Annotated in this window: 8 protein-coding genes and 1 pseudogene; 5 read left to right on the forward strand and 4 right to left on the reverse strand. The window is 66.9% G+C overall.

All coding sequences use genetic code 11. The annotated features are described in order from the left end of the window. Positions 1 to 4: 4 nt before the first annotated feature. The 3 genes from LRS04_RS19085 to LRS04_RS19095 all read right to left on the reverse strand — a co-directional run bounded on the left by LRS04_RS19085 (position 5) and on the right by LRS04_RS19095 (position 1921). Positions 5 to 337 (reverse strand): DUF2933 domain-containing protein, encoded by a 333-nt coding sequence (locus LRS04_RS19085; protein ID WP_374576606.1) that lies wholly within the window; start codon positions 335 to 337, stop codon positions 5 to 7. 183 nt (positions 338 to 520) lie between these two features. Further along, positions 521 to 1168: an RNA polymerase sigma factor gene (locus tag LRS04_RS19090; RefSeq protein ID WP_257817684.1), complete on the reverse strand. Its 648-nt coding sequence runs from the start codon at positions 1166 to 1168 to the stop codon at positions 521 to 523. 465 nt (positions 1169 to 1633) lie between these two features. Further along, a complete protein-coding gene (locus tag LRS04_RS19095) occupies positions 1634 to 1921 on the reverse strand; it encodes a hypothetical protein (protein WP_257817685.1) in 288 nt (95 codons plus the stop codon). A gap of 4130 nt (positions 1922 to 6051) precedes the next feature. On the opposite strand from LRS04_RS19095, the pseudogene LRS04_RS19100 reads away from it, so the two are divergent. Together LRS04_RS19100 and LRS04_RS19105 are read left to right on the forward strand one after the other, a co-directional pair. Further along, positions 6052 to 10798, forward strand: a pseudogene (locus LRS04_RS19100) (GH36-type glycosyl hydrolase domain-containing protein). Then, complete coding sequence (locus LRS04_RS19105) at positions 10795 to 12444, forward strand: phosphoglucomutase (protein ID WP_257817686.1); 1650 nt, start codon at positions 10795 to 10797, stop codon at positions 12442 to 12444. The pseudogene LRS04_RS19100 and the gene LRS04_RS19105 overlap by 4 nt, the downstream one beginning before the upstream one ends. A 130-nt stretch (positions 12445 to 12574) precedes the next feature. Here the strand turns inward: LRS04_RS19105 and LRS04_RS19110 are convergent, their stop codons facing one another. Beyond that, on the reverse strand, positions 12575 to 13165 hold the full coding sequence (locus tag LRS04_RS19110) for an RNA polymerase sigma factor (RefSeq protein ID WP_257817687.1): 591 nt from the start codon (positions 13163 to 13165) through the stop codon (positions 12575 to 12577). 347 nt (positions 13166 to 13512) lie between these two features. Between LRS04_RS19110 and LRS04_RS19115 the strand changes: the two genes are divergently transcribed. The 3 genes from LRS04_RS19115 to LRS04_RS19125 all read left to right on the forward strand — a co-directional run bounded on the left by LRS04_RS19115 (position 13513) and on the right by LRS04_RS19125 (position 16780). Beyond that, entirely contained in the window at positions 13513 to 13728 is a 216-nt protein-coding gene (locus LRS04_RS19115) for a hypothetical protein (RefSeq protein ID WP_257817688.1), read from the forward strand. 257 nt (positions 13729 to 13985) lie between these two features. After that, positions 13986 to 15914, forward strand: coding sequence for a copper resistance system multicopper oxidase (locus tag LRS04_RS19120; RefSeq protein ID WP_257817689.1), 1929 nt, complete (start codon positions 13986 to 13988; stop codon positions 15912 to 15914). A gap of 80 nt (positions 15915 to 15994) precedes the next feature. Next, complete coding sequence (locus LRS04_RS19125; RefSeq protein WP_257817690.1) at positions 15995 to 16780, forward strand: copper resistance protein B; 786 nt, start codon at positions 15995 to 15997, stop codon at positions 16778 to 16780. Positions 16781 to 16785: the final 5 nt, after the last annotated feature.

Consider the following 16785-nt stretch of genomic DNA (forward strand, 5'->3'; position numbering starts at 1 on the left):
TCTTCTATAACCTGTGCTGGTGGGTCTGGACCCCGGTTTTCGGCGCCTGATCTTCACCGTCGCGACTGCCGTCGTGACCGCCATGTCCCCCATGCATGCCCAGATGAAGAAGCGGGCAAAGGAGCAGCAGCAGGAAAGGCAGCCAACCCAGCACGTGCAGACGGTGCTCGCCTACCAAGAGGAAGATCAGGCCAGCGCCTAAGACGGCGATGACCAGCCCTGTGAGGAGCATTCGCAGCCCCTGGGTGGGGCGCCCGCGCCTATCGGGGGTCCCAGGCCCAAAAGGGCCCCCTGAGAGCGATGCAGGGCGACTTGGCGGTGATTGTCGATGTTCCATCTGAAAAGCTCCTCACCCAGGCGCTCGACCGCGCCCTCGCACAACCGACGCGTAGGACGACGCAGATCGGGACACGTCATTACAGCGCGACGAGAAGGACTCTCCGCCGCAACCGCTTGGAGGGTAGCTGGTCATCGGACTCTCCTAGATTACACGGCCCGCGTAACATCGCTGGGGCCGCCACTAGGCCTTGAGCAGCTTTTCGGCCCTCGTCCTGGCCCAGCAATCGGCAAGAGCGCAGCTCTGGCACTTCTCGGCCATGACCTGACGCAGGGCGTTGCGGGCGCGGTGGAGGCGCACGGCGGCGTTGTTGGCGGTGAGCTCCAGATGGTGGGCGACAGCCTTCAGGGGGCGCTCATCGAGATAGGTCTCGGTGAGGATCTGGCGGTACTCCGACTTGAGCTCGCGAAGGGCGGCCTTCAGGCAATCGCTCGGAGCGACGAGGTCCTCGTCCGTGTCGGCCGCGTCCGGCGCAGGCTGGACGGCCAGAGCATCGAGTGTGCGGCGCCGGACGGCGGCCCTGCGGTAGCGGTCGACCACCAGCCGGCGCAGGGTGACGCCCATCCAGGCCTGAGGGCGCTCGGCGGCGCCCAGTGATTCAGCGTGCTGCAGGAACTTGATAGCGGCGTCCTGCCAAGCGTCCTCGGCGTCTTGCTGCGACGGCAGACGGCTGCGCAGGAAGCGTATCTGGCGGGGCCGTTCGGCGGCCAGCTGCAAGGCCAGATCGTCCCTGCCGCCTTGAGGATCAGCAAGGCCCCGCGAAGATTCCAACGGATGGAATGTCGCTCCACTATCAGCACTCTCAAATATTTCGGCTGTCGCGTGCAGCATTCGAATGTCCCCCGATCTGTTCGCGTGGAGCTTCAACGGGAATGAAACCGCCTTCTTTGATCGCGATCAAGTTCAACATTTAAGTGGCAAAGCAAAAATTTATTTGAGGGGTTTTGTCACCTCGTGCGTATTGCCGCTTATCTTGGGCGTCGCGTGTGCTGGCAGGGCGATCACGCTCCGGGGAACGTCTTGCACAGCCCACTTCCGGCCATGATGATCGACTTTACCTGCGGCGTTGGGAGCCGGCGCATTCGGGCCTGACGCTGCTGGCTTTGTTCCTGGCCGTGAACCCGGTGGCTTTTGGCGTGACCCTGAGGGCCCGCGACTTTAGTGGCGAGGCACTCTGAGCGAGTTGCCGTTCCAGCGCGCTTGGGAGCGGACCCTTAGGCCCGCTCCCGGCGCATCACCTGACCGGGGACGATCAGGCCAGGGGCGAGCGAGGGGGGCGCTCGCCCTTTCCGCGGCTCAGCGCCGGCCGCGAAAGTAGTTGTAGAGACCGCCGCCGAAAAAGGCCGCGTACCAGCCCGAGGCGAAAGCCGCGACGGCCCCGAACGCGGTGTTCGACGGGTCGCGCCAGTCAAGCGAGGGCATGACGCGGGCGAGCAGATGCTCGGTATCCGCGGGCAGCAGATAGACCAGCGCGGCGCACAACACGAACGTCAGCAGAAAGAAGATCGAGAGGCTCCAACCTAGGGCCATCAACTGCACGCCGGACCTGATGCTCTGCTGATTCATCACTTCCCTGCGGCTCATCGCGTCTCCTCCAATGGCCCGCTCGGGCCGTCCTTGAAACAAGACGCCAGGGTCGGCTGAAGCTTACAGACAAGGGGGTTCTGCGAAGTTTGGAGCCCCCCTGTAGCGCTAGTCCGGCGCCGAGTTCACTGCAGGGTGCGTGAAAGGGTTGCAGCGCTACAGCAAGGATTTGACCCCGCGCTCAATCTTCTCTTCAGCACCCAGCGTAATCACCCGCTCCAACGGCAGCGTCGCTGTAATGGCGGCGGTGCGAATGCGTCTGGTGGCGGATGAACAGCGGCTCCGGACAACACACAGGTGTCGGCGACGACCCGCGTCGATCTGGTGGATTCCTCTCTGGCCTTGCGAGCCGAGGCGCATCCGCCATGTCGCTAGGCCTGTTCCCGGCTGGCGGCCTGTGGTCGGACCAGACGCCGATCCGCGCCGAACTGTTCAGCATCGAGCGGCTTGAGGCGCACGCCAAGAGCCTCGCCCTGGCTCAGCCCGTCGAACGCTGCCCCAAGGCTGGTCGCAGTCTCACTGGCCGGTTGCTGGCCAACCAGCGCCGGCTCATCGAAGCCTTCAAGGTGCTGCAACGTTCGGGTGGGGGCGACGACGGCGCAACGCCCGCGGCGCAATGGCTACTCGATAACTTCCATGTGGTCGAGGAGCAGATCCGCGAAATCCGTCGGGACTTGCCGCCCGGCTACTACCGGCAGCTTCCGAAGCTGATCTCTGGGCCCTTCGCGGGCTACCCGCGGGTGTTTGGGCTTGTCTGGGCGTTCGTCGCCCACACCGACAGCCGCTTCGACGTGGAGATGCTGCAGCGCTACGTTCATGCGTACCAGAGCGTCCACCCGCTCACCATCGGCGAGCTTTGGGCGGTGGCCATCACCCTGCGCCTCATTCTGGTGGAGAATCTACGGCGCCTCGCCGACCAAATCTTGGACAGTCGCGAGGCCCGCATCACCGCCGACCACCTGGCGGACCGCCTGCTCGGCGCCTACGGACGCGACCCCGAACCCGCTGCCGCCATACTGCAGGACTGGGAAGGTCGGCAGCGCCCGGACGCCTTCACGATGCAGCTGGTGCATCGGCTGCGCGATCAGGACGCGAGGATCGCACCCGTGTTGGGCTGGCTGGACGAGCAGCTCGCAGAGCACGGCGTTACAGCTGACGCCGTCGTTCGTGGGGAGCACGATCGGCAGGTCGCCGCCGCCGGCACCGTCCGCAACATCGTCACGAGCCTGCGGCGCATCTCGGAAGTGGACTGGCTGGACCTGGTCGAACGGATGAGCCTCATCGATGCGGCGCTTACAGGGGCAGGCGATTTCGGGGAGATGGATTTCGCGACGCGCAATCTTTACCGCACCGCAATCGAGGCCCTTTCGCGAGGCAGCGGTAAGAGCGAGATGGAGGTCACTTGGGCCGCTATCGCACGCGCTGAGGCCTGTGCTGGCGAGGTGGCGAGCTGCCACGTCGGCTGTCACCTGATCGGGTCGGAACGACCCCGCTTCGAAGTGGCGCTGGGATTTAGACCGCGGCCGCGCGAGTTCCTGACCCGGGCTTTCCAGCGCCTCGGAACCGGCGGCTATGCCGCAGCGATCATCTTCGTGGCGACGTTTGCCCTCCTATTGCCGCTCCTGCATGTGCGAGACCTGGGCCTGGGCGGCATCTGGCTGGGCGCTTTGGCGGTGCTCGGAGCGGTGCCGGCCTTGGAGCTCGCCGTCGCCCTCGTCAACGCGGTCGTTACCCATAGCGTTCGAGCAGACGCTCTCCCAGCGCTCGAGCTCGCGGGCGGAGTCCCCGCCGAGCATCGCACTCTCGTGGCGGTGCCGATGATGCTCACCAGCCCGGAGGCGATCCGGGCGCAGGTCGAGGGCTTGGAGATCCACTATCTCGCCAGTGTCGAAGGCGACGTCCACTACGCACTCCTGTCGGACTGGGTAGACGCGGAACGCGAGAGCCAGTCGGTCGATGCCGAACTCCTTGCCCTGGCGGCCGATGGGATCGCGAGCCTGAACCAGAAGTATGGCCCAGCGCCTGGGGGAGACCGTTTCCTGCTGCTGCACCGCCGGCGGGTATGGAACGACAGTGAAGGCCGCTGGATCGGATGGGAGCGCAAACGCGGCAAGCTCCACGAGTTGAACCGCCTGCTGCGCGGGGCGCAGGACACGACGTTCGTCACCGCGCCCGAGGCGCCAATCACCGTCCCGGAGGGTGTGCGGTACGTCATTACACTGGATGCCGACACGCGCCTGCCCCATGACACGGTGCGCCGCCTGATCGGCAAGATGGCCCATCCTCTCAACCGCCCACGCCTCGATGCGGGACAGCAGCGGGTGGTGGAAGGCTACGGAATCCTGCAGCCGCGGGTTTCGCCGGCGCTGCCGGTGGGGCATAGCGGCTCGCTGTTCCACCGGCTGTTTTCGGGAGCGAGCGGGATCGACCCCTATGCCGCCGCGGTCAGCGACGTCTATCAGGACCTGTTCGGCGAAGGCTCCTACGGGGGCAAGGGGATCTACGACGTAGACGCCTTCGAGGCGGCGCTTTGCGGGCGCGTACCGGAATCAACGATGTTGAGCCATGACCTGTTCGAGGGGGTCTATGCGCGTACCGGTCTGGTGTCCGATGTCGAGGTGGTGGACGACGCCCCCACCCGTTACGACGTTGCGGGCCTTCGGCACCATCGCTGGGCTCGCGGCGACTGGCAGTTGTTGCCTTGGATTCTTCGCATACCCGCCGGCAGATGCCTCGCGCCGGGGCCGCTCCCGGTCATCGGGCGGCTGAAGATGCTCGACAACCTGCGACGGACCCTGACCGCGCCAGCGGCCGTAGCGGCGCTGTTCGCGGGGTGGGCCGCCCTCGGCAACCATGCCATCGTCTGGACGCTGTTCGTGCTGGGCTCCGTCGTCGCGCCGGCGCTCATGCCGCTGATCGATGACCTTGCGCCGCGCACTGCAGGGATACGCACGCGAGACCGACTGAGAGGCATGGGCGCGGACCTCCGCGTCGCGACCGCCCGCGCCCTGCTGCTGGTCACGCTTCTGCCCCACCAGGCCTGGCTCATGTCCGACGCCATCGTTCGGACGCTATGGCGCCTGTTTGTCACCCGCCGTCGACTGCTGGAATGGGTGCCCGCAGCCCAGCTCGCGGCAGGCCTGCCGTTGGGCGTCTCAGACTTCTATCGACGGATGTGGGGCGTATTGCCCCTGGCCTGCGCAGGCCTTGCGATCAGTGCGATCGGGTCCGGCGAGGCTTGGCCGCTCGGGGTGAGCATCTCTTTCGCCTGGCTGTTCGCGCCGTTGGTCGCTCAGCGGATCAGCCGAATTCAACCCCTGCCGGAAGCGGGCGAGCTGACCGCGGCCGACACGGCCGCGCTGCGTCTGACGGCGCGCCGGACCTGGCGCTACTTCGAAACCTACGTCACCGCCGCCGACAACCACCTGCCGCCGGACAACGTCCAGGAAGATCCCCCGGCCGTCGCCCACCGCACATCTCCCACCAACATTGGTCTCTACCTGCTCTCGACCGTCTGCGCGCGTGATCTCGGTTGGATCGGCGTCGGCGACGCCCTCGAGCGTATAGAGGCCACGCTGGCCACCTTGCAGCGCATGGACCGCCGCCGCGGCCACTTGCTCAACTGGTATGACACGCGCGATCTCCGCGCGCTGGAGCCGCTTTATGTGTCCACCGTGGACAGCGGCAACTTGGCTGGATGCCTGCTGACGCTCGCGGCGAGCTGCCGCGCGTGGCGGGCCCAGCCGCTCCCGCCGCAGGCGCGATGGGCCGGCGTGTCCGACGCCATCGACCTCGCCAGGGAGGAATTGGCGCCGCTCTGCGCGCCTGCGGTGTCCGCACATCAGACCTGGGGGCGCCTGGAGGAGGCGCTGCGGGACCTCTCGGGGACCTTGCGCCGAGGCGAGGAGGGAAAGGACGCCCGAACTTTGGACGATGTCCTGCGCGAATGGGCGGGACTCGCCGAACCGCTGAGGGGTCTGCTGGCGGAACGCGAGGACGCTGCGGAGCTGGCCCATTGGCTATCCGCAGTGGAGGCGGGGCTCCGCAGCCATCTCCGCGACTTGGAATTCTCTGAGCTGGACCGCCGTCTCGCAGCGGCGGAAGCCGCCGCGCGCCAGCTGGCGCTGGAGATGGAGTACGGCTTCCTGCTCGATCAAGACCGCAAGCTGCTGTCGATCGGCTACCGCGTCGCCGATGGGGCGTTGGACGCCAACTGCTACGATTTGTTGGCCTCTGAGGCCCGGTTGGCGAGCTTCCTCGCCATCGCTAAGGGCGACGTGCCGGCGCGTCACTGGTTTAGACTCGGTCATGCTGTGACCCCCACGCCTGAAGGCGCGGCCCTGATTTCCTGGTCGGGGTCCATGTTCGAGTACCTGATGCCGTCTCTGGTGATGCGCTCGCCCGCCGGCAGTCTGCTGGAGCGGTCGCTGCGGGCGGTCGTCCGCCGCCAAATTGCCTACGGGCGGAGCCATGGCCGCCCCTGGGGCGTCTCGGAATCTGGGTTCAACGCGCGGGATCTCGAGTTCACCTACCAATACTCCAACTTCGGGATTCCGGGGCTCGGTCTCAAGCGAGGCCTCGACGAGGAGGCCGTCGTCGCACCCTATGCGACAGCGCTCGCCGCGATGATCGATCCGCGCGAAGCCGTCGCCAACTTCGGCGTCTTGACCGCGGCGGGCGCAAAGGGACGCCACGGCTTCTATGAGGCTTTGGACTACACGCCCGCGCGGGTGCCGGAAGGCGCCCGTGTCGCGATCGTGCGATCGTTCATGGCCCATCACCAGGGGATGACGGTCACCGCCTTGGCAAATACGTTGCTGGGCGGACTGTTACGCGAGCGCTTCCACGCGGATCCGCTCGTTCAGGCCGCCGAGCTCCTCCTGCACGAACGCATGCCGCGCGACGTCCGGCCGGCGACGGCCGCCGCCGAGCGCGCGGGCCCGCACTTGACCGAGGCGTCGGAACTGGCGCTCGGGCGCCACTACTCCACACCGCACGGCGCGAGTCCCGCCACCCACATTTTGTCGAACGGTCGCTACAGCGTGCTGCTCACCGCTGCGGGAGGCGGTTGCAGCCGCTGGCGAAGCCAGGCGCTAACGCGCTGGCGCGAAGACAGCGTGCGCGACGACTGGGGCGCTTTCATCTATCTGCGCGATGTGGCTAGCGGGCGCGTTTGGTCCACTGGCTATCAGCCTACCGCCGCCGAGCCGTCGGAGTATGGCGTGACCTTCTTCGCCGACCGCGCGGAGTACTCGCGCCGCGATGGCGACCTGGTGACTGAACTCGTGGTGCTGGTTTCCGCGGAGGATGACGGGGAGCTCCGACGCGTGACCTTGACCAATGCAGGCGCCATCGAGCGCGAAGTCGAAATCACCTCATATGGTGAGCTGGTCCTTGCGCCCGACGCCGCCGACGCCGCCCACCCGGCGTTCTCCAAGCTGTTCGTGGAGACGGAACACCATCCGGCGCTTGGGGGCGCTTTGCTTGCGACCCGTCGACGCCGGGCGCCGGAGGAGCCTGAGCTCTGGGCCGCCCATCTGGCGATCGTCGAAGGCGAGGCCCTCGGCAAACCGGAATTCGAGACCGATCGCGCGCGCTTCCTGGGCCGGAACCGCGATGTCCGCGCACCGATCGCCGTCTTCGAAGGCCGCCCGCTGAGCGGCCAGGCTGGCGCGGTGCTCGATCCGATCTTCGCGCTTCGGCGACGCGTGCGGATCGCCCCCGGCTCTACAGCCCAGGTCTCCTTCTGGACCTTCGCCGCGGGCTCGCGCGAAGCCATCTTGGAGGTGTTGGATCAGCATCTTCACACCGCAGCCTGCGAACGGGCCGCAGCCTTGGCGTGGACCCGGGCGCAGGTGCAGCTGCGCCATCTCGGCGTCACCCACCGGGACGCCGACAACTTCCAGCGCCTGGCCGGCCACCTGATCTACGCGGCGCCTGCGCTCAGACCCTCGTCGGAGGTGGTGGCGGCAGGCGCGGGGGGGCAGCCGGACCTCTGGGCCCTGGGCATATCAGGCGACCTGCCCCTAATCCTATTGCGGATAGACGACCTCGAACATCTCGCCACCGCCCGCGACCTGCTCCACGCTGCGGAATACTGGAAGCTGCAGCGGCTCCCGGTGGATGTCGTGATCCTGAATGACCACGCGGCCTCCTACATCCAAGACCTGCAAGGCGCGTTAGAGGCCTTGGTGCGCGTGACGCAATCCCGCCGCGCGCCAGACGAGGACCCTGTGCCGGGCGCTGTGTACGTGCTGCGCGGGGACCTCGTTTCGCCAACGCTCCAGGCCCGCCTGTTGTCGGTAGCAAGGGTGGTGTTGTCAGCGCAGCACGGCCGGCTGGAAGACCAGCTTGACCGGCTACGGGATCGGCGCGAGTGGCCGCGGCCGCCTTTGGCGACGCCGCAGGTTCCCGCTACGCCGTTGCGGTCATCGCCCGTCCCAGACCTGGAGGCCTACAACGGGATCGGCGGCTTCGCGCGCGAGGGCCGGGAGTATGTCGTTGTCCTCAGCCCTGGCCAGACCACGCCAGCGCCCTGGATCAACGTCGTCGCCAACCCGAGCTTCGGGTTCCAGATCTCCGCGGAAGGTTCGGGATACACCTGGGCCCTCAATAGCCGCGAGCACCAGCTCACCCCCTGGTCGAACGACCCGGTCGCCGATCGCGGTGGCGAGGCGTTGTACCTGCGCGAAATGGAAACCGGCGAGCTCTGGAGCCCGACCGCGTACCCGGTGCGGGATCCAGAGGCGACCTATGTCTGCCGCCACGGCCGCGGCTACAGCCGGTTTGAAGCCACGGTCGGCGACTTCGAGACGGAGCTCCTCGCCTATACGCCGCTGCTCGACCCGGTGAAAATCCTGCGGCTGAAAGTCCGCAATCTGTCCAACCGGCCGCGCCGGCTGTCGGCCTGCGCCTATGTGGAGTGGGTCCTCGGCAAAAGCCGGGGCGCGATAGCGCCCTTCACGGTCACGCACGTCGATGAAGCGAGCGGGGGCCTGATGGCCCAGAACCGCTGGGATCCCAGCTTTGGGGAGCGGGTGGCGTTTCTGGACGCCTGTGGCCGCCAGACGAGCTGGACGGGCGATCGGCGGGAATTCATCGGTCGCAACGGCAGCCTGCGTCGGCCAGCGGGTCTGGCGGGCGAGGCGCTCTCCGGCCGAACAGGGGCCGCGCTCGATCCCTGTGGGGCCATGGATGCGCCCCTGGCGCTCGCGCCCGGGGAGACGGGCGAGCTGGTCTTCCTCATCGGGGAGGGCGATGACGCCGGCTCCGCCCGCGAGCTGATCGCGCGTTACCGTCAGGCTGATTTGGATGAAGTTCTGGCGGAAGTAGACGCCTATTGGGAGCGTCTCCTAGGGGCCGTACAGGTGCAAACCCCCGACCCAGCCCTGGACCTGATGCTCAATGGCTGGCTGCTCTACCAGACCGTCGCGTCCCGCTTATGGGCGAGGGCCGGGTTCTATCAGGCGAGCGGCGCCTATGGTTTCCGCGATCAGCTGCAGGACGTGATGGCGCTGGTGCATGCGTCACCCGAAACCGCCCGCGAGCACTTGCTCAGGGCGGCGGCGCGCCAGTTCCCCGAAGGCGACGTGCAGCACTGGTGGCTGCCCCACTCTGGCCAGGGGGTCCGCACCCGCTTTTCCGACGACCGGGTGTGGCTGGCTTACGCGGTCGCGAACTATGTCGCGGCGACCGGAGACCGCACGGTGCTCGACGAGCCGATCCCGTTCCTGGAAGGCCAGCCCCTTGAGCCGACGGCGGCCGAGGCGTTCTACCATCCCGGAACCGGCGAGAGCGCCAGCCTCTTCGAACATTGCGCGCGGGCGCTCGACGCCAGCCTGCAGGTGGGGGGGCCATGGCGCGCCGTTGATCGGCGGCGGCGACTGGAACGACGGCATGAACCGCGTCGGCCAGCACGGCCGAGGCGAGAGCGTGTGGTTGGGCTGGTTTCTCCATCGCACCTTGACGGATTTCGCGCCGCTCGCGGCGGCTCGGGGGCAGGCGGTGCACGAAGAGCGCTGGGCTGCCCACGCCGAGGGCCTAAAGGCCGCGCTCGAGCGGAGCGCGTGGGGCGGCGACTGGTACCTTCGCGGCTGGTACGATGACGGCTCGCCGCTGGGCTCTCCCAACAGCGACGAGTGCCGCATCGACGCCATTGCGCAATCGTGGGCCGTGCTCTCCGGGGCGGCGGAGCCGAAGCGCGCGCGGCAGGCGTTGGCCGCGGTTGAACGTGAGTTGATCGACGCCGACGCCGGCCTAGCTCTGTTGTTCACGCCGCCCTTCGACAAGGGTCCGAAGGACCCCGGTTATATCAAGGGCTACCCGGTCGGCGTGCGAGAGAACGGCGGCCAATACACTCACGCCGCGGTCTGGACGGCGACGGCCTTCGCAGCGGTGGGGGACGGTGACAGGACCGCAAGCCTGCTCGCCATGCTCAACCCGATCAATCATAGCCGCACGCCATCTGAGGCCCAGCGGTACAAGGTTGAGCCCTACGTGGTCGCTGCCGACATCTATTCGCACCCGGCGCACCTCGGGCGGGGCGGTTGGACCTGGTACACAGGCGCCGCCGGCTGGATGTACCGCGCGGGACTAGAGTCGCTTCTCGGCCTGCGGCGCCATGGCGACGCCCTGCTGCTCGATCCGTGCATCCCGCGACACTGGCCAGGCTTCAAGCTCGTCTACCGGTTTGGCGCCGCCCGTTACGAGATAGAGGTGGAGAACCCCGACGGCGTCTGCCGGGGCGTCGCCGAAGCCGTGCTGGACGGCGTTCGGCTGCGCGAGCGACCGTTGCGCATACCCCTCAGCTCAGCGGACGGCGTCCGGCGTCTGCGCGTCCGGCTGGGCGCCGTTGACCCGAAGGCTGGTGCGGCTTGACCCGTAGCGTGGATTCCCGGGCAGGACGCCCCGTCGCGAAGGCGGATCTGATCGATGTCTCCAAGCTCATCGACGCCTACACGGCGGTCCGCCCCGACCCGACAGATCCGTCCCAAGGCGTCGCCTTCGGGACCTCCGGCCATCGCGGCTCGGCGCTCGCTGGGACCTTCAATGAGGCGCATGTCGTGGCGATCTGCGCCGCCGTCTGTCGTCACCGCAAAGCCGCGAGCGTCCGTGGACCGCTGTTCCTGGCCGGCGACACCCACGCGCTCTCGAAGCCCGCGCTCAGGACGGCCGTTGAGGTCTTCGTCGCCGCCGGCGTTACGGTGATGCTCGACACCCGGGACGGCTACACGCCGACGCCTGCGGTGTCGCACGCCATCCTGCACTACAATAGGGGGCGCACCTCAGGGCTGGCGGACGGGATCATTCTCACGCCGTCTCACAATCCGCCCCAGGATGGCGGCTTGAAGTACAATCCGCCGCACGGCGGGCCAGCCGAACCCCGGATCACCGAGGCGATCGAGCGGCTCGCCAACGCTGCCCTTCCTACGGCGTTGCGGGACGTTCCGCGCGTTCCTTATGCCCGCGCGGCTCGGTCTTCGCGTGCGGCGCGTTACGACTATCGGACTGCCTTCATCGCCGAGTTGCCTCAGGTGGTGGACCTTGGAGCGATCCGCGCCGCTGGGGTGCGTATTGGGATCGATCCCTTGGGCGGGGCCAGCGCCGAGTACTGGCCTCTGGTCCTGGAGACTTACGGGCTGCAGGGCTCCGTCGTCAGCGAAGTCGTGGATCCGCGGTTCGCCTTCATGACCGCTGACCATGACGGCGAGACTCGTATGGATTGCTCCTCGCCCTATGCGATGGCCCGGCTGGTCGACCTGCGGGCGCGCTTCGACATTGCGTTCGGCAACGACCCGGACGCCGACCGGCACGGTGTGGTGACGCCTTCGGGTGGTCTGATGGAGCCGAACCGTTACTTGGCCGCAGCGGTCGCCTACCTGTTTGAACACCGTCCCACTTGGCCTGGGGGGCTAGCGATCGGCAAGACCATGGTCACAAGCGCCCTCATCGACAGGCTTGCCGCCAGACTCCGGCGGCCGCTGGTTGAGACGCCGGTGGGATTTCGCTGGTTCGTCGATGGACTTTCCGACGGCGCCCTGGGCTTCGCGGGCGAGGAGAGTGCGGGCGCGGTGTTCCGAAGGCTCGACGGGTCGCTTTGGACAACGGAGAAGGACGGTTTCAGCCTCGGGCTTCTGGCCGCTGAAATCCTTGCGCGAACCGGCCAGGACCCCAGCATGGTCTACACGTCGGTGGCCGACGCAATCGGGCCCTCCTACTATGAACGTCTAGATGCCCCAGCCACACCGCAGCAAAAAGCCTGGCTGCGGGGCCTCAGACCGCAGGATCTGCAACTTGCTGAGCTTGGCGGCGAGCCCGTGTTGTCGGTAGAGATCGCCAGCCCCCGCGGCGAGCCGTTCGGCGGCGTGAAGGTTAAGGCCAAGAGCGGGTGGTTCGCCGCCCGCCCGTCAGGGACCGAGCCCCTCAACAAGATTTATGCGGAGAGTTTCGTCGATCCGCATCACCTAGCGGTTATCCAGGGCGACGCCCAGCAGGCCCTGGCTAGCTCGAGCGGTGGGCGCTGAATCCAAGAAACGACCCCCCTTAGATTCCTACTGGAGCGGAGAAGATCGTAGCCGCTAGGAAGCCATCTGCTTGGTGAGCGCGCCGCATTGACAGAACATCGTCCCTTATGTCGTGGCCCGTGCCTGCGGCTTAGCCCGCGGCCGCCTGCCGCGCGCGGATCAGACGGATCCGCTCACCCTCATCGCACCGGCAATCGAGGAATCCGTGTTGTGGACAGGTCAGGCAGATCTCCTCGAGCCTCGCCCGCAGCGCCCTACGCCCGCGGTGGAGACGCACGTTGACGTTGTTGAGCGTCAGCCCAAGCGACGCGGCGACCCGGTCGCGGGGCTCGTCGAGTAGATCGACCCGCCAGATCAGTTCGCTGTATTCGGGCTTTAGGGTCGGGAGCAGACGATAGAGACAGAAGCAGACGGCCGCTTCGATTTCAGGGTCCGGCGCGACGGCGAGCGCCTCAAGGTCAGCCGGGTCGCGCGGAGAGTCTTTTCGACGGGCCGCGCGCCGGTAGTGATCGACCAGCGTCGTCGCCAGAACCCGGCTGAGCCAGCCACGAACGGACTGCACGTCCCGGAGGTGCTTGGAGCGATCCAACGCGCGGGCGATGAACTCCTGCAGCACGTCCTCCGCGTCATGTGGGTTCCCCAGCCGGCGACGCAGGAAGGTCAGAAAATCGCGATGACACTCGACGAGCTCGCGCCGGACGGCCGCGTCAGCAGCCGTCACCGCTGACAGGTTCTCATCGGGGGTCGGATTCGGCGGCGGGAGAATGATCGGGACGGGAGCTCATGGCAGGTTCCTGATTGCTCCTGTTTTGCCTCGCCTTGACATGGCTCAGGCCTGGCGACGCGAATAGCGACTAGCTGAAGGACGCTAACGCTCCGGACAGTGAGCGACTCCTGCAGCCAGGACGCGCTCTCGAAGACGCTTGATCGCCCTCATTGTTACATCCCGCCAGAGCCGAGATAACGGGCAATCGTGCCGCGCGCTGTAAGGCGCGCCAGGCTCTCGCGTCATAAGAATGCGTCCGCGTCATCACTGGTCGCGAACGCAGCCATTGAGGGAGGCCAGCCATGGCGGAACCTGACACGACGAGCGGCCGGGATCGCGGACCGATTACCTTTGAAGTGGTCAAGGAAGCCTACGGCTGGGCGGTTCGGCGCGATCACCAGATGATGACGCCATGCTGGTGCAAGGCGGTCGCTGTCGATCAGGCCCAAAGGATGGTCGATGTGCTCCGCCAGCATGGCGAGCGCGCGGAGATGCGCGTGAGCGATACCGAGGAATAGATGCTGGAACTCAAGTAAGAGAGGGCTTTCACCGGTCACAATTTGAGTCCGTAGACGGCGCGGTGGCCCTGTGACGGCAGTGGCCGTCTCGATCTCCATCGGGCCGTTGTAGCGGACAGGTTGGCGAACAGTCCGTTGTCCGTCGTTCTGATCGCGCGGTCGCGCCCTCGAGGAGCGGCGACGCCGATAGCCCGTAGGCTTGTAACGTAACGCGCGCCGCCGCGTCTGATCAGCGCCGGGAGCGGCGAGGAGGGGCTATGTTCGGTTCGCGTGAACTCATCAGTCGCCGCGCTGTGCTGGCGGCCGGCGGGGGTCTGGGGCTCTCCGCCGCACTTGCACGTGCGGCGCCGGCCTACGCTCGGACCAGCGTCGTCCAGGCGGCGCTCGCTCCTGTCGCGGGAACGAGGGGCCAGCGCGCTCTAGACCTTGAGATCGGTCACTTCCAGCTGATGGTCGGAGATCGCCCCGGCCGCGCCATGGCCATCAACCAGACGATCCCAGGCCCGCTGCTGCGTTTTCGGGAGGGTGAGGAAGCCGTCCTGCGGGTCACAAACCGACTCGAGGAAATTGCGTCCATCCATTGGCATGGGATCATCCTGCCGCCCGCGATGGATGGCGTCCCCGGTGTGAGTTTCGGTGGCATCGCGCCGGGCGAAACCTTCACCTATCGCTTCCCGCTGCTGCAAAGCGGCACCTACTGGTGCCACAGCCATTCCGGGGGACAGGAATTGCTGGGCGTCTACGCCCCGTTCATCATCGACCCTGCCGCCCCTGAGCCGTTCGCCTACGAGCGCGACTATGTCGTGATGCTGTCGGACTGGAGCTTCGAGCCGCCGGAGCAAATCATCAAGAACCTCAAGAAGCAGGCGGGGTACTACAACTACCAAAAGCGGACGGTCGCGGACCTGTTTCGGGATGCCGCGCGCGATGGTTGGCCAGCGACCCTTAGGGAGAGATTGAGTTGGACCAAGATGCGCATGGACCCGACAGACTTCGCCGATGTCACCGGCTACACCTACACCTATCTCGTCAATGGCCTGACAGCGAACGCGAACTGGACTGGCCTATTCACCCGCGGCGAGCGCGTGCGGCTTCGGTTCATCGCTGCCGGCGCCATGACTTATTTCGACATCCGCATCCCGGGCCTGAAGATGACTGTGGTCCAGGCGGACGGGCAGAATGTCCAGCCCGTCGACGTGGACGAGTTCCGGATAGGGCCGGGCGAGACTTTCGATGTCATCGTCACGCCTGATGACCAGGCCTACACCCTGTTCGCAGAGGCGATGGACCGCAGTGGCTTTGCGCGCGGCACGCTCGCGCCGCGCGCCGGAATGACAGCGCCCATCCCACCCCGTCGCAAGAGGCCGCTGCGCACCATGGCCGACATGGGCATGGACATGTCGGGAATGGAGATGTCCGGCGACATGGCGGGCATGCCCGGCATGTCCAATGCGACGGCGTCCCCCAAGGCTCCCGTCATGGGCATAGCTGGGCACGCGGCGGGCGACATAGCCGCCGTGGAACGTAATCGTGCGGCGGTCGAGTCTCAGGTCACGAGCGCCCACGCCCATGGCGCGGTGGCGGCGAACGGGGCCTCCAGCGCCATGGCGCACATGGGAACGCCGCTCGCCGCCAAGCCAGGCGTGGCGCCCACGTTCATCCATGGGCCCGACACGCATGGCGTCGGGAACTCATCCGTAGCGATGGTGGCGCGCAGCCGCCTCCACGAACCGGGCTCCGGCTTCGACGATCCCGCGGCGCGGGTGCTGGTCTACGCCGACCTGCGAAGCGTGACGCCGCAGGAGGACCAGCGCACGCCCACACGCGAGATCGAGCTGCACATCACAGGCAACATGGAACGCTACATGTGGTCCTTTGATGGAAAGAAGTACTCGGAGGCCCGCGCGCCCATCCCCTTTGCCTACGGCGAGCGCCTGCGCCTGGTGCTGGTCAACGACACCATGATGGAGCACCCCATCCACCTGCACGGCATGTGGATGGAGCTCGAGAACGGTGCGGGCGCCCATCAACCTCGCAAGCACACCGTCAGCGTCAAGCCAGCCGAGCGGCTAACCGTCGCCATCACCGCCGACGCGCCCGGCCAATGGGCCATGCATTGCCACCTCCTGCTGCATATGGAGATGGGGATGTTCCGCGTCATCGAAGTCTCTTCGCCCCCTCAGTAGGAGATCCCGATGCGCTCGGCCGCTCTTGCCATCGCCTTCCTGGCAGCCCCTGCCGTTGTTCACGCGCAGGAGGGCCCTCTTTGCCCGGCGCCGGCATGCCCTCCGGAATGGCTATGTCGCCTGCCGCCAATCGTGCGGCGCCCGCCGCTTCGGATCGAGGTCCCGAGACGCTGCCCAATCTCGCTGAGCGCGAAGGATGGCCACAGCCCACGGCCGACAGCGCCAACTACGGATACTTCCTCGCCGACCTCGTAGAGTACCGAGAGAGCGACGACCCGGGCGTTATCCGCTGGGACGTCTTCGGCTGGTATGGAGGCGACGTGAAGCGCCTGTGGGTCAAGAGCGAGGGCGCGCAGAGCACGTCCAAACGGGCTGACAGCGAGCAAGAGGCCCAGTTGCTCTACGGTCAGCTCATCGCCCCGTTCTTCGATTTCCAAGCCGGTGTGCGATACGCGCGACGCTCGGGGCCAGGTCCAGACCGGTCCCGCGTCTACGGCGTCATCGGCGTGCAAGGATTGGCGCCCTACCGTTACGAACTGGAGCCGGCGTTGTTCGTCAGCCAGGATGGCAAGGTCTCGGCCCGAGTGACCGCCTCCTATGACGTATTGCTGAGCCAGCGCCTGATCCTTCAGCCCCGCATTGAGGCAAACGCCGCGCTCCAGGCAGATCGGAGCTTCGGCGTCGGCGAGGGCCTCAACGACACAGAGATCGGCGCCCGCCTTCGCTACGAGCTGCGCCGTGAGCTGGCTCCGTATGCCGGCGTCTCCTGGCGACAGACCTACGGCCGCACAAAGAGAATGGCGCGCGCCGAGGGCGAGCCCGCGAGCAACCTGTCCGTCGTCGTGGGGGTCCGGGCGTGGTTTTGAGCCAC

Source organism: Phenylobacterium sp. J367 (assembly GCF_024699985.1).
In the GTDB taxonomy this organism is placed as follows: domain Bacteria; phylum Pseudomonadota; class Alphaproteobacteria; order Caulobacterales; family Caulobacteraceae; genus Phenylobacterium.

Excerpts from the sequence above, each read along its gene's own strand:
- LRS04_RS19085 (WP_374576606.1), bottom strand. The coding sequence starts at position 337 with ATGGAACATCGACAATCACCGCCAAGTCGCCCTGCATCGCTCTCAGGG.
- LRS04_RS19095 (WP_257817685.1), bottom strand. The coding sequence starts at position 1,921 with ATGAGCCGCAGGGAAGTGATGAATCAGCAGAGCATCAGGTCCGGCGTG.
- LRS04_RS19115 (WP_257817688.1), top strand. The coding sequence starts at position 13,513 with ATGGCGGAACCTGACACGACGAGCGGCCGGGATCGCGGACCGATTACC.
- LRS04_RS19090 (WP_257817684.1), bottom strand. The coding sequence starts at position 1,168 with ATGCTGCACGCGACAGCCGAAATATTTGAGAGTGCTGATAGTGGAGCG.
- LRS04_RS19120 (WP_257817689.1), top strand. The coding sequence starts at position 13,986 with ATGTTCGGTTCGCGTGAACTCATCAGTCGCCGCGCTGTGCTGGCGGCC.